The following is a 14,322-nucleotide window of genomic DNA, read 5'->3' on the forward strand; positions in this document are numbered from 1 at the left end:
TGCAATAGTGTCTTCTAAATACTCTTGTAGTGAATCAAGTAGCTTTTTTAGTTCAATTAGATTTGGGTTGCTAGATTTTTTTCAATTTTAGCTAGCATATTTCCTTTATTTAGCTCATTTATTACTCTTGCTACATCTTTTACAAACTCATCATCTTCTAAAATATTTTTCTCTGTTAATTGAATATTTTTGTTTAGCATTTTTGCCATTAGTCCAAACTCATCATTTGAGTTTAGTTTTATTGGTTCTGATGAAGTTGTTTCTTTATTTATAAAGCTAAAAAAGTTAGATAAACCTTTTTGTATACTTTTAGCAGAGCTAGAAAGTTGTTGTGAAATAAAGAAAGAAATAGCAACTCCAAGTATAATTGAGATTAAAAGTATTATTATCATAGTAGTAGAAAAACTACTTGCTATCTGCCTTGCTTGAGGAGTTAAAATTTGATTTTTTTGTTCTTCATAGTCTATAAATTCATTGATTGTTTTTAGCCATATAGTAAAGTTTTCCCTTGCTTCATAAACAAGTATTTCTTTTGCTTTTAGGTCATTTCCATTTAGTTTTAATGTTATTATATTTTCTACAATAGGTAGAGTTTTAGCTTCAATCTCTTTTATTCTTTTTAATATAGTTTTCTCTTTTTCATCTACATCTTTATTTCGTGAGAATATTTTATCCATTGGTTTAGCTGACTCTTTATAAAAGTCTTCTAATTTTTTTATATCATTTAAAGAGTTTTTGAAAAGTTCACTTTCAGGGTTTGATGAAAGTACAATATCTCTAATTGCAATAGCTCTATCATGGACACTTCCTCTAAAGTTAATAGCATATCTTTGTTTTAAAGAGTTTACTTCTACAACTTCTTCAAGAGTTTTATCAATTTTATTTACTCTATTTATTCCAATGATAGTTACAATAACCATTAGTAAAATCATCAACCCAAAACTTAGGTATAGTTTTTGAGAAATTTTAAGATTTTTAAACATTTAATTTCCTTGTTGGTATATAATCTATTCTCTACACTCTAAACAAACTCCTAAAAAATTCATAGTAGTGTGAGTTATGTGATAGTTGGTTCTCTTTTCTAAATTATTTTTTACATTAGCTACATCAAAAGAGAGTTCTTCAATCTTTCCACACTTTTTACAGATAGCATGAAAATGATTAGCTTTTGTGATTTCAAATTTGGATTTCATTCCAGTGATTTTTAATTCAGTAAGAAGACCATTCTCTACCATGGCATTTATATTTTTATAAAGAGTAGATAGGGATATAGTAGGGAATAATATTTTTATATTTTCAAAAAGAGTATCTATATCAATATGTTGATATTTTTCTATAAGTTCTAGAAGAGAAAGTCTTTGTGGAGTTACCCTTAATTTATACTGTTTTAATAAATCTTGATAATCCATCTTTCTCTCCTATATCTATAGCTTAGATATATTTGTTAAGTTTTTCTTCTAGTGCAGCTTTAGTAGTTGCACCAATTAGTTGGTCTACAATTTCACCATCTTTAAAGAATAGAATTGTAGGAATAGATCTAATTCCATATTTTACTGTTAAGTCTTGTTCTTCTTCTGTATTAACTTTACAAATTTTTGCTTTACCATCATACTCAACTGCTAGTTGGTCAATAGTTGGAGCAATCATTCTACAAGGACCACACCATGGTGCCCAAAAGTCTACTAATGAAACACCTTCTTTAACTGTTTCTTCCATATTATTTTCATTTATTTCTATACATTTTGACATTTTATTTCCTTTCAAAAGGTCCCTATTTTAGAAGGGACCTATGATTTCATATTTCTACTTTATTTTATAAGTTATCAGAATTTTTACCTAAGTATTCAGCAACACCTTCAGTTGAAGCTTTCATACCTTCATCACCTTTGTTCCATCCTGCAGGACAAACTTCACCATGCTCATTTGTAAAAATCATAGTATCTACCATTCTAATCATCTCATCAATGTTTCTTCCTAATGGTAAGTCATTGATTACTGCATGTCTTACTGTTCCATCTTTGTCAATTAAGAATGAACCTCTAAGTGCAACTGAATCACCAAATAATACATCATAATCTTTAGAGATTTGTTTACTTAAGTCTGCAACCATTGGGAACTTAACTCTTCCAATTCCACCATTTTCTACTGGAGTCTCTCTCCACGCAAAGTGTGCAAATTCTGAGTCAACAGAACAACCAATTACTTGAATACCTCTTGCTTCAAAATCTTCAACTCTCTTAGAGAATGCGATAATCTCAGATGGGCAAACGAATGTAAAATCTAAAGGCCAGAAAAATAATACTGCACCTTTCTCACCAATATTTTTATATAAATTAAAATCCTCTACAATTTGTCCATCAGCTAATACTGCTGTTGAAGTGAAATCTGGAGCTTTTTTTGTTACTAACATTTTATTTCCTTTGATAATTTTTTTCTTTTATGGGTGAAAGTATAATCAATGTTTTATTAAAGTTTACTTAATAATAGTTATCTTTGGAAAAAAATTATCCTTTATGGGTATGAAAGTGTTGAGTGATTTATTTTAAAAGTGATTGTTTGGGGGTAGGGAAGGGGTGTTTAGAGAATATTTTATTATGAAAAGTATAAGTTTCCTGCAATTGCAAAGATTGTTAATACTTTTACAATTAGAATTTGTGCAATTTTGTTCTTTTTTATTTTTTCAATCAATTTGTGTCCTTTTTATATAATTTAAAAAAATGTCATATGAAAAATAAATTGATAATAAAAGAAAAATCTCCTTACTTCCTAAAGTTCATGCATTCTTTCACTCAGCTTATCAATGACTTTTTAAAACGATATCAAATAAATACTGATAACAAGCTAATAAATACTGATAATACAAATAAGGGATAATATTTAATTATGTATAAATTAAAAAAAGGCAAATACTTTAATATAGGTTATCTATTTGGATTTTGTGCCATATTTATTTGGAGCTTTACTGCTTATATAGTAAAATCTTATGCAGAGCCTAAAGATGGCTTATCTGTAGCTTTTTTTTCTATTCTATTTAGTATTCTTTTTTCAATAGGCTACTTCTTTTTAAAAGAGAAACATCATCTAAAATCAAATATGGAAATATTAAAAAATAATCACAAGTTGAAATTGTATATTTTCATCTCTGCCGTCTTTATTTGTCTCCATTACTTAAGTATATATTATATTTTTTCTACACCATATGTAGTACAAGGAAATATTATAAACTATATGTGGCCACTTCTCTTTTTTATTCTTAGCAGTTTTATATCAGGAAAAGAAGCTTTAAAAAAGACTAAGGTTACAAGCTTAATCTTTATTTTTACATCATTTATAGGTGCTGTATTAATTGCATCAGGAGATGAATTAACTTTAAATTTTATGTCTGATTATAAATATCTTGGAATATCTTTAGTCTCTGCAATAAGTGCAGCAATATACTTTTTTACCTTGAGCAAATTAAAAACAAGTCTCTATGGCAATTTAAATCACTTTATATATACATCCTTCTTTTTTATAATTGTTTTATTCATTGTATTTCTTATACACCCACAAATAATTGATACTAAAGTAGAAGTAATTATCTTAAGTTTTTTTCTTGGTCTATTTAGTATTTTTTTAGGTAATGTTTTTTGGACATTATCTTTAAATAAGATAGAAAATAAAGACTTTAGTTCAGTAGCATATTTCGTTCCAGTAATTAGTACCTTTATTCTTTTATTTATGACTGACGAAGAGTTTAACAATTATATATTTGTAGGTTTAATTTTAATAGTAATTTCAAATATCTTAATTCATTTTAATAAAGAAATCCTTCATACGGTTAATATATGCTTCTCTATTATTGTAATGTATTCAGGGATATGTTATCTAATTCCACCACTACATTCTTCCACTAATAACTCAATGGTAAATATGACTGCAACTGTATTTACTTTCTATACTGCTTTTTTATTAAATAGGATATGGAATCAAAGAAAAGATGAAGAAGCTATATTATTAAATATATTAGAAGCTGTATGTAAAAGACTAGATAAAGCAGAGGTTAGTGAAAAAGAAAAAATTCAAGTTATAAATACCATAAAGGTTAAAATGATAAATAGAGATAAAAATTTTAATATGATAAGCTATTTGTCTGATGCTTTTTATCATTATGAAATACAAATAACTAAAAAAATATTTGTACTAAATAAAGAGTTATTTTTACTTAAATCTAAATCAGTAACTTTTCCAGAACTCCTTGTTATATTTATGTTAGGAATTATTAGTTTAATATATGTAATAACCTATAGAGAAAGTACTTTAATTGGAGATTTAATAGCAATTGCTTTTGCTTCTTCTGTAACATATATAATATATATAGTTCATGATTTTAATAAATATGGATTTATGAATACAGACAAAATACTTAGAGTTTTTAATTATTTAAAGATACAAAAAGATAACCATAGTTACTATTTAATCAAACAATATCTATTAATAGTTTTATTAGTATTGGCAATATTGGTTATTGCATTCCTATTCTTCAACAAATATTTTACGAATACTGTTTAATACTAAAGATATCATATTCTTCTAGAACTTTTACTTCTTCTTCATCTACAGAGTTATTATTAATCCATTCTTCAATTATCATATCATTGAAGCTCCATAAACAAGACATTTGTTTTGAGGAAATTCCTTTTAAATAAATTTCTTTTGGAATACTAACATGTTGTCCAAATGTAAAATGTTCAACATCATATTTTTTACTTAGATTGCAAAGACCTTCTCTTGCTTTATATTGAGTCTTCCATAACTCCTTCGCTTCATCAAATAAGGGGAAGCTCTTTAATGATTTTTCGGTTCTTTCAATAATATATATAGTACCATTTTCATTTAATATTTTAAAACATTTATCTAAAAAACTTTTACTCTCAATTTCTAGTAGATGATAAACACTTTTAATAAAGATTGTATCAAATTTCTTTTCTAATGCATCAATTTTAATAGCATTGAATATTTTATAGTCAACATTAATAGGAATAAATGAAGCATTTGCTTTGTCAATTAATGACTCATTACTATCTACTCCAAGAATATGTGAATCATTAAATATTTTTGCAAGTGCTCTAGTTGATAACCCTGTTCCGCAACCTAGATCTAAAATTGTATTAGGCTTTATATATCTCTTTTTTACTTCATTAAATAATGAAATATTATAATTGTAAAAACTACTATAGAAGTTTTCAAAAATTTCTGGTCTATAAATTAAATTACTCATAATTAAATATTATCCTTTGTTAAATCTATTCTAGCAAAACTTTAATCTTTAAATCATAAAATATCACGATACAATAATTCCATACTGTGGTAATATATTATTTACTATATCAAACTTATGTGATTTTAAAGCAACGTGAAAATTTATCCAGTTACTATTTATATATTTAAATATATTATAATAGTATATTTATTTAATATATATTGTTAGATTATGAGATGTTTAAAAAGAAAGTGTTTATTAGTTTTGTAGTTATTAATTATATATATTGAATTATAAATAATATGAGGTTTTTAATAGAGAGTTTTATGTAATCTATTAAAACCTCTGACTATATATATTATGTATTTTCACATTTGTTAAGTTAAAAATAACTTAATAGGTTTTAGAAGCTATTATTAATTTTATATTTTATTTGATTTAGTTCTTCTTGTTTATTTACAACATATATAATGATTAATTTAAATAAATAGAATATCTAATACATATTTTAATGTATTTTATCGAATATAATAATTATAAGTGATTATACAATAGTGAAATAAGAAATTAGAATGGACTAGTTAATCTTATAAATAAACAGTAAAAAAATTATTTTAAGCATACCATAATTAATAATATTATAATATACTTTTCTAATTTTATTAAAGGAGAAACAATTGAGAAAAATAATTTTAGGATTAGGATTAGGGGCAAGTCTTTTATTTGCAGTGCCTTCATCAGAAGTTGATTTATTATCATCTGTTACAAATGGTGAAGTAAATGGTGTAAATTTAGAGTTAAATAAATCAGATATGGAAAAAGCAAATGGAGGATATACATGGAGACAACCTCAGGTAGGTAAGGTCTTTCATAATAAAACGCTAAATACTGTAAATAATGCATTAACTAATAAAAGAAGAGGAACTACAACTAGTGGAAAATCTATGGTTGATAGACTATATAGTAATAATACCAGTTCTTATAAGGTAATAAGTACACGAGAGTTTAATAGCTTTAGAAGAAGATAGACTATTGATTTAAACCTTTAGATTATTAAATTAATAATCTAAAGGTTACACTCTTATAAAATAAAATAATTTAATAGGAAATAATATGGAAATTAGTTTATCAGGAACAGTATTTAAATCATATGAAGTAGATACAAAAAATAGAACAAGAGAAGAACTTTCAGAAGAGAGTCTTTCTTTCGATAAGACTTTAACAAAAACAAATGAATCAGAAAATATTACTTATCAAACAACTAATGAAAATGAAAATACTACAAATATAGTATTTACTGACCCTACTAATGGAAAGCATGTTCAAGTTGCTTTAGATAATTCAACAATTGATAGACTTAAAAGAAATTTTTCTGAAGATGATTTTTTTCAAAGAGAAAATGGTGATATAAGACTTAATTCAAAAGCAGAAGCTTTTGTATCTGGTTGGTTTGCAGATATTGCATATAAAAGAGAATTCTTATCATCTGATGTAAATAATGATGGAAAACTTACCGAAGAAGAATATCTTAATACTAAGAATAATTTTGGAATTGAGGGTATTGATACTTTTTCAAAAAAAGGTATTTCAACACATGAATCAGTATATAGTGCATATGTTCAATCAAAAGACATTGATTCATTTATGTATAGAACAGGAACAGAAGTAAACTCTTTAGATGATGAATTAAATTATACTTTAAATATTGACAAAGATTTCGATGGAAAAATTTCTTTAGAAGAATCATATAAAGGAGAGGGAACTATTGAGGAAAAAGTAAAAAACAATATAAAAGAATATTATTCAAATCCAGAAAATATGATTAAAGGTGAGTTGTCAAATTTTTTTAATGATGCAATTAACTTTTTAATTGACACTTTAGAAAAAGAAAAAAAATATGATAAAAACGGCAATATTGAGATAGATAAAAAACAGTGGGAAGAAATACAGAAAAGGCATAATATCTTAATTACAGAGAGTTTAAAACAAGATTTTGAGAGAAAGAGAGAAAAAATTGAAGATATTTATGCATAGAAATATAATAAAACTATTATTACTTATAGGAATATTGAATATACAGATTTTTGCATCTGATGCAATAACAGTGGATAGTCTTTTTAAAAAAAAAGATGATTTTAGATTAATTACAAGTATTGATACTATTAATTCAGATGGTACAAGAAGGTTTTCTTCTTATCCTAATTTACTTAGTTACGATGATGGGACTATTATAACTGAATCAAAAAAAGTCTTTTTTGGTCAAACTCTTTTATATAGTTACAGTTCATCTCTTGATTTATTTTTATCTTATAATTTAAGTTATGAAAATTTAGATTTAATTGAATCCAATAAAATTAAAAATGAAACAGACTTTGATTTTGATAGTTTATGGATTGGAGGAAGTTATAATTTTGATAAAAAAATAGCAGGCTTTAGACAATCTTTATCTTTTCAAACATCTTTAACTCAAAAAACCAAATATCAAAATGAAGAAGATAATTATAGCTTAAAAAGTTACAATATAAAGTATAGTTTAAAAAGCTTTTCTGACCCCTTAATTTCAACATTTTATTTAGGTACCACTCAAAACTTGGATAGAAATATAAATGATATTGAATTAGAACTTCCTAATTCATATTCTGTTGGATTAGATTTATTCTTAATATTAAACCCTGACGTATCATTAAACCTTAATTTTGAACAAAACTATCAAACTGAAATGAAAGAAGATGGGATGAAAGTTAATAGTTCTACTATCTTATCCACTATGGGCTTTGGAATAACATATAATATAAATGAAGCAAATGCAATTACAATTAATGCAGGCATTGGTACTAGTACTAATGCTCCAGATAGTAGATTATCACTTTCATTATGGCACAAATTTTAGTACTACTTTGTTTTTTTAACTTATATTTATATGCAGATTTTAATGTTGAATCATTAATAGAATTAAAATATAAAGATGTGACAAAACAAACATTTGAAGAAAGTTGTGGAGCAAGTTCTCTTTCAACTTTATTCAATCTTTATGGTATTCAATTAAGTGAAAAGATTTTATTAGAACAATTAAAGACTACTAATGTCGTAAATTTTCTTGATTTACAAAAAATTGCATATAAGAATAGTTTTCATGCAAAAGGGTATAAAATAAATAAAAATGTTTTTGAAAAAATAAAAGTGCCAGTTATTGCACGAATTATAAGAAAAATGGGATATCCTCATTTTGTGGTTGTTCAAAACTTTAGTAAAAAGAGTGTACTTGTTTTAGATCCTAATGCAGGTAAATTCATAGTTTCAAAAGAATATTTTTATTCATTATGGATTGAGAAGGATTCAAATTATATACTACTAGTTTTACCAAAAGATAAAAACATTAAATTAAAAAAAATAAATAGCTTTAAGGAAAAATATTTATAATAAAATTTTATATAAAGACTAACTAAATTAGTTACTTTACACATTCGAAGATATAGTTTTTATCATTATTACAATAATAGCAGGCGAGAACACAATTGTCTTTAGTATTAAAAACCTTGCTCATTTAATATTTTATAATTCTTACAACCACTGCTGTTCCCCAAATTACACCCCCTTCCAAAATATTCTTTTGCTAAGTATATATCAGGCTTAGAAGCATCCCCATTGTTATAATACATAAACCCAACATCAATGCAAGACTGTTGAGCAATAGCTTTATCAAATTTATTATTAGTCTTCATATTACACATAGTGTTAAAAATTTGTGTTGCTAGTAGTTTATTTTGTTTGACAATATTACCATCTCTATAAGCATATCCAATAAATTGACAACCTGTATAGTCATTATGATCACATGCTTGTTTAGAAAATTGCATAAACTTTTGGTTGTCTTGTCTAACACCCTCACCCTTATAATACATCCAAGCTAAAGTATCGCATTTTTTATTTGTTCTTTGACAAACTTTTGAATAAAGCTCAGCAGCTTTTCTTTTATTAATTTTTATACCTTCACCATTTCTATTCATATATGCTAACCTAGTGCAGGCATCATAATTATTTTTATTGCACGCTTGTTCATAAATTTTAGCTGCTTGTAAAAAATTACCTTTTTTTTGCTCCCTATATCCTTCATCAATTAAACTAGCATTTATATTAGTACAAAATATATATAATATGAATATTAGTTTTATTCTAATAAATTTATTCAGTTTCTTCTTCATATAAGTTTTCCTTGACTTTATAATTATAATATTTATTTTAAGTTTTATAAGCTTTATATTGAGTATTAAGTTAATGTATTTAGATTCTAAAAATCACCTTTATTTTTAAATTAAGAAAAGCTATGCACAAATAGTTAAAAAAGTAAATGATATAAAATACACTAACAATGTTTTATTCCAATATTTAGAATATTGTTCAGTTTGTGTAGAAATGTATTTATTGTTTTTCTCTTTAAAGTTATCATACATTAGAAGTTCATTTAAATCACTCTTATCTAGTAAACTGATATACTGATTTTTTAGTTGTTCATACTGTTCAAATATTCTATCTTTTTTGTGAGATAATTCAAAAAGGATATATTTTTTATATAAATACATTGCAAATAAAACTGAAATTAAAAAAACATATACCTCAAAAGTAAAAATTGGAATAGTTGAAGTACTCCCTTTTATTAGTCTTAATAAAATCAAACTTAGAAATATAGTAGCTAGTGTGTAAAAGCTTGATTTAAAAGACTTTGAAAAATCATCTACTAAATTATCAAAACTATTTGAAATTGTAAATAATTTATCAGTAATTTTATTTTTTAAGTCTATATATTTTTTAATATTTTCTTTTAAATAAATATTATAATTTGATTTAATAGAAGAGTATATATCACCTTTAATATTCGTAAAGTCTTGATTTATTGTATGTAGAGATATAACGTTTCTAGCTAATCCTATTTTATCAATAAAGTTAGAGTTATCAAAAAATAAGTCATTATAACTTTGATAATAATCATTTAAGGATTTAGTATTTAATGACATAAAGTTATATTCATGCTTAATTGTTTTGTACCCAAACATTTTATAAGTTAGTTTATTTGAATCAAATTCACTTACATCAGAAAATACTCTTAAAATAAGAGCAAGTGATAATCTTTCAAATAAATTTTTAAAATTCTGATTTGGAAAAGAATTATTAAAATAATGATAAAAATCTTCAGGAAGAAACTTGATTGAGGCAGCATTCCCAAAATGACAGTTCTCATTGATTTTTTTTAGTTTATCAGCATTCTTCTTTTCAAAAACTACTAGCGGATCAAAATTTTGTGCACTTGCAAAATAAAAACTATTAGTTTTAACGAGAAAATTTTGTTCCGAAAAAATTTTGAATTTATTATTATGTTTTTCAAAAAGTTCAAATATAAAACTAATATTACTGGTGTTATTTAAAAACTCAATAAAATTATCTAAAAAGTAGATAGTTGTGTATTCATTAGAAACCTTACTTATAATTATTTCTAAATTTCCTTCTTTATCCGATCTATCAAATTGATAGTTGAATTTAGAAACTTCTTCTAATGTGTTAAAGGATTCTAGTGTCTCTACATTATCATTAATATTAATTTTAATAGTATCAATATGATCTTTTAAGCTAAATACCGCTGAAAATAAATGCTTATATATATCAGAATTAATATTTATTAAAAACTGTTCTATTGAGAGCAGTCTAATCTTAATTTTACACTCATCAAAGTCTTCTGAAATATTTAATTCTTTAAATAAATCTTTTTCTTTACAAGAATCAAGATAGTTCTTAAGAATTTGACTATCTATTGAATTCATTGTATCCATCTTCAGAATAAATCTTAATATGCTTACCTTTTGCATCTATATCTGAAACAATTTTATTTCTCAAGTTTTCAACTTCATCATCGATACTTAAACTAATAGCATTATCAAGCTTTATAATTTTTTTCATTCTACTTTTGATAGTTTTTTTATCAATTGCAAAACTTCCATCAAAAATTATATTATCTTTAATTTTATTTAACTTTTTAATTTCATCATTGATTTTTTTGATCTCATCAGACTTTTCTGTATCAGTTTTAAACTTATCAAAGTAATCTAGTGTTGAGCCATCTCCAACTATAGTATCTATTGCAGAATTAAATGTAAAAGAAGGAGAACTTTTCATATATGAGATCAAGCTATTTCTGCAACTATAGTAATCTAATTTATTATCTTTATAAAATTTATCTTTTAAATATGCATCAATTTTATTAAAAGCACGATCAGTATTTTCTTTATCAGTATTTTTTGCATCAAGCTCTAAGAATTCTTTCCACCAAAATGTTGCAGCTAGAGACATTTTTGATTTTGTACTATCTGTTATAAATGCTTTATTCTCTATAGTTTGATTTGATATTTTATTATCAATAATAGGAACTATAACTGTTTTTAGCATGTGCTCTTTTTCAGGAGTTGCTTTTTCTTTTTTAAAATTAGTTTCCATTAAAACGTCTATAAAATGTACTTTTGTTATAACAAAAAAGCTCTTAGCATCTTTTGTTGTAAAATAAGTAATAATTAAACCACCTTTTTGTACTTCTACATCCAAATGTTTTACTTTTTGTTGTGCTTCATATTCTTTGTTTACAAGTCGTTTAGCAATTTTTTCACAGTAGTCAAGCTTTATACTATCCTCTTCTTCTGATAATAAATTATTTGCACATGTTATTATTTCAGTAGATTGACCTTTTTTTATAATATATTCTCTGAAATCATCATCAGAATTAATATTTACTAGATGTTCTTCTATATATCTTTTTATATTGTTTTTTAAATCTTTAGAACTAGGTCTATCTATTAACTTATTCTCTGTATCTATACTAAAATAAGTTGAGAAATGAATATTTAACATTGGTTACCTTTTGGAATTAGTTTAAAATTATATTATTTTATTCCTCTATGTAAGATAAAAGGTAATATTGGTAGAAAGTGCTTAAAAGGATGACTAATGTTTAGTATAAAGAAGAGGAGTAATGTCTCTACTCTTCTTTATGATGATAAATTAGCTAGTGTGACATGTTGGGCAACAGTAATAACATCCATTAATCCTATTACTAGGCCATTTGCTTTTAGCATTAGTAACTGCTTCTTTGCAATTGTTATGATATCCAAGATCAATTTGATTTTCAGGATTTGGCATGAAAGAACAGCCTGTTGTTACATTATGAATTTCATGGTCACCATTATTTTGTTGGTTTTTATTGATTACAAATTTTGGCATACTTAACCTTTGATACTTCTAGGGTCATTCCCATAAGAGTTTTTTTCTCGGATTTGACCATTTCTACCATGCAATGTAAATTCAGCATTATTCTTTTTTGCTAATTCAATTCCATACTCTCTACATTCTGCTTGCGTAGAGCACACTTTTGATGCTCTTTCATTGCCCGCAACTTTTGCTTGCCATCCCTTTTCATGCTTTGAAACGGATACTCTACTCATTTATAATCCTTTATCAATGAGATGTTACTAATAGAGACGAAAGAAATATATATAAAGAGAAATAGCTTTCAAATTAATTTTATAAACTATTAACATTGTATACTTCTGAATAACTATCTATTTAGCACATTAAAAATTAAACGATGTGTCAACAATCTTAAATTTTATATATCAAATGCCAATTCTTATATAAAATTTAAGTACTGAGTAATTAGCACTATAAACTAATAACTGCCAATTTTGATTATATAGTTTTAGTTGTTTTATGTCAAGCTTTTTAACAAAGTTATGTATAAAATATGTAAGGTTTGTTTTGAAGTTCTAAAGATATATATTAACTCAAGCATAACAAGTATTTCAGTAAATATATAATTTGAAACATTTATTCTACAATTAACTTCTATTAAATACACGGATACTAAGATTATTAACAAAAATATCAATTTTAAAGCTAAAATATACAAACATTTTTGTTTAATCCTATTTTATACTATAGGAGAATATATGATAGTTAGTTCATTAATAGAAGAGTTTATATTTCATTGTAAATTTGAAAGAAATCTTACTGCTAAAACAATAAAAGCTTATGAAAATGATTTTAAACAATTTAAAGAGTTTAAAGATATTTCTAGTTTAAATGTTATAGAAGTTGATAAAGTTTTATTAAAAGAGTACATTAGACATTTATATACTTTAGGTTTAAAACCAAAATCCATAAAAAGAAAAGTAGTTGTATTAAAAGGTTTATTTAACTATTTAGAGTTTGAAGAAATTATTGAGATAAATCCTTTTCGAAAAATGAGGATATCTATAAAGCAAGAGAAAACTCTTCCAAAAACAATAGAAATGAAAAATATTAGAAAGTTATTAAAATATGTGTATGAAATAAAACATAATATTAAAGATAAAAATAGCTTTAAATATAAATCAGTAGTTAGAGATATAGCAGTGTTAGAACTACTCTTCTCAACTGGTCTTAGAGTGTCGGAAGTGAGTAATTTAAAGTCTAGTTCAATCAATATAGTTTCTGGATATATTAAAGTAATGGGTAAAGGGAATAAAGAAAGAACTATACATGTGTGTGAACAAGAGTCTAAAAACATTTTAAAAGAATATTTCTCTCTATTTAAAGAAGATATTCAGAATAAAGAATATTTTTTTATTAATAGGTTAAAAAAAAGGTTTTCTGAGCAGTCTATTTCTTTAATGATTAAAAAGTATCAAAATAAAGCAAAAATAGAACAACATCTGACTCCTCATATGTTTAGACATTCTTTTGCAACTATGCTCCTTGAAGAAGGAGTAGATATTAGATATATTCAAGGAATGTTAGGCCATTCATCTATTTCAACAACTCAAATATATACACATATAGATAATAAAAAACAGAAGAAAATCTTAGCAACAAAACATCCAAGAAGAAATCTTATATTTTCTTCATAGTTATATACTCTCATAGTACTAAGGTCTTAGTAGAGGCTTTAGTCTAAAAGAAGTAGGTCCATGCTCTTTGTCTTAAAGTAGTATCCTAAAATAGGAGAGATAACCTATATTGTCTTTTCTTTGTACAAGATAATAATATACTAAAAGAATATTATT

Annotated in this window: 16 protein-coding genes; 6 read left to right on the forward strand and 10 right to left on the reverse strand. The window is 24.9% G+C overall.

What is annotated here, in order from left to right; all coding sequences use genetic code 11:
* Positions 1–56 precede the first annotated feature (56 nt).
* From CRV03_RS14230 to CRV03_RS05775, 4 genes are all read right to left on the reverse strand, one after another.
* Complete coding sequence (locus CRV03_RS14230; protein ID WP_258239021.1) at positions 57–983, reverse strand: MCP four helix bundle domain-containing protein; 927 nt, start codon at positions 981–983, stop codon at positions 57–59.
* Between the two features lie 24 nt (positions 984–1,007).
* Complete coding sequence (locus tag CRV03_RS05765) at positions 1,008–1,409, reverse strand: Fur family transcriptional regulator (protein WP_129084202.1); 402 nt, start codon at positions 1,407–1,409, stop codon at positions 1,008–1,010.
* 22 nt (positions 1,410–1,431) lie between these two features.
* Positions 1,432–1,749 carry a thioredoxin gene (gene trxA / locus CRV03_RS05770; protein WP_129084203.1) on the reverse strand — a complete coding sequence of 106 codons (318 nt, stop codon included), beginning with the start codon at positions 1,747–1,749 and terminating at the stop codon, positions 1,432–1,434.
* A 64-nt stretch (positions 1,750–1,813) separates the two neighbouring features.
* Positions 1,814–2,410, reverse strand: a complete 597-nt coding sequence (locus tag CRV03_RS05775) for a peroxiredoxin (RefSeq protein WP_129084204.1) — start codon at positions 2,408–2,410, stop codon at positions 1,814–1,816.
* Positions 2,411–2,883: 473 nt separating this feature from the next.
* Between CRV03_RS05775 and CRV03_RS05780 the strand changes: the two genes are divergently transcribed.
* Complete coding sequence (locus CRV03_RS05780) at positions 2,884–4,551, forward strand: DMT family transporter (protein WP_129084205.1); 1,668 nt, start codon at positions 2,884–2,886, stop codon at positions 4,549–4,551.
* Here the strand turns inward: CRV03_RS05780 and CRV03_RS05785 are convergent.
* Positions 4,535–5,260 (reverse strand): class I SAM-dependent methyltransferase, encoded by a 726-nt coding sequence (locus tag CRV03_RS05785; RefSeq protein ID WP_129084206.1) that lies wholly within the window; start codon positions 5,258–5,260, stop codon positions 4,535–4,537. The two genes, CRV03_RS05780 and CRV03_RS05785, sit on opposite strands and share 17 nt — an antisense overlap.
* A 659-nt stretch (positions 5,261–5,919) precedes the next feature.
* On the opposite strand from CRV03_RS05785, the gene CRV03_RS05790 reads away from it, so the two are divergent.
* From CRV03_RS05790 to CRV03_RS05805, 4 genes are all read left to right on the forward strand, one after another.
* Complete coding sequence (locus CRV03_RS05790; RefSeq protein ID WP_129084207.1) at positions 5,920–6,270, forward strand: hypothetical protein; 351 nt, start codon at positions 5,920–5,922, stop codon at positions 6,268–6,270.
* An 85-nt stretch (positions 6,271–6,355) separates the two neighbouring features.
* On the forward strand, positions 6,356–7,276 hold the full coding sequence (locus CRV03_RS05795) for a hypothetical protein (protein WP_129084208.1): 921 nt from the start codon (positions 6,356–6,358) through the stop codon (positions 7,274–7,276).
* 34 nt (positions 7,277–7,310) lie between these two features.
* Positions 7,311–8,132 (forward strand): hypothetical protein, encoded by an 822-nt coding sequence (locus CRV03_RS05800; RefSeq protein WP_129084209.1) that lies wholly within the window; start codon positions 7,311–7,313, stop codon positions 8,130–8,132.
* Positions 8,117–8,662 (forward strand): C39 family peptidase, encoded by a 546-nt coding sequence (locus CRV03_RS05805; protein WP_129084210.1) that lies wholly within the window; start codon positions 8,117–8,119, stop codon positions 8,660–8,662. The genes CRV03_RS05800 and CRV03_RS05805 overlap by 16 nt, the downstream gene beginning before the upstream one ends.
* A gap of 107 nt (positions 8,663–8,769) precedes the next feature.
* Here the strand turns inward: CRV03_RS05805 and CRV03_RS05810 are convergent, their stop codons facing one another.
* The 5 genes from CRV03_RS05810 to CRV03_RS05830 form a co-directional block, all read right to left on the reverse strand.
* On the reverse strand, positions 8,770–9,444 hold the full coding sequence (locus CRV03_RS05810; protein ID WP_129084211.1) for a tetratricopeptide repeat protein: 675 nt from the start codon (positions 9,442–9,444) through the stop codon (positions 8,770–8,772).
* Positions 9,445–9,564: 120 nt separating this feature from the next.
* Complete coding sequence (locus CRV03_RS05815) at positions 9,565–11,055, reverse strand: hypothetical protein (protein WP_129084212.1); 1,491 nt, start codon at positions 11,053–11,055, stop codon at positions 9,565–9,567.
* Entirely contained in the window at positions 11,039–12,133 is a 1,095-nt protein-coding gene (locus CRV03_RS05820) for a nucleoid-associated protein (protein WP_129084213.1), read from the reverse strand. The genes CRV03_RS05815 and CRV03_RS05820 overlap by 17 nt, the downstream gene beginning before the upstream one ends.
* Before the next feature lie 150 nt (positions 12,134–12,283).
* Positions 12,284–12,502 (reverse strand): hypothetical protein, encoded by a 219-nt coding sequence (locus CRV03_RS05825; protein WP_129084214.1) that lies wholly within the window; start codon positions 12,500–12,502, stop codon positions 12,284–12,286.
* Between the two features lie 2 nt (positions 12,503–12,504).
* Positions 12,505–12,723, reverse strand: a complete 219-nt coding sequence (locus tag CRV03_RS05830; protein ID WP_129084215.1) for a DUF2188 domain-containing protein — start codon at positions 12,721–12,723, stop codon at positions 12,505–12,507.
* Positions 12,724–13,227: 504 nt separating this feature from the next.
* On the opposite strand from CRV03_RS05830, the gene CRV03_RS05835 reads away from it, so the two are divergent.
* Positions 13,228–14,166, forward strand: coding sequence for a tyrosine-type recombinase/integrase (locus CRV03_RS05835; protein WP_129084216.1), 939 nt, complete (start codon positions 13,228–13,230; stop codon positions 14,164–14,166).
* Positions 14,167–14,322 lie beyond the last annotated feature (156 nt).

The organism is Arcobacter sp. F155 (assembly GCF_004116455.1).
In the GTDB taxonomy this organism is placed as follows: Bacteria; Campylobacterota; Campylobacteria; order Campylobacterales; family Arcobacteraceae; genus Halarcobacter.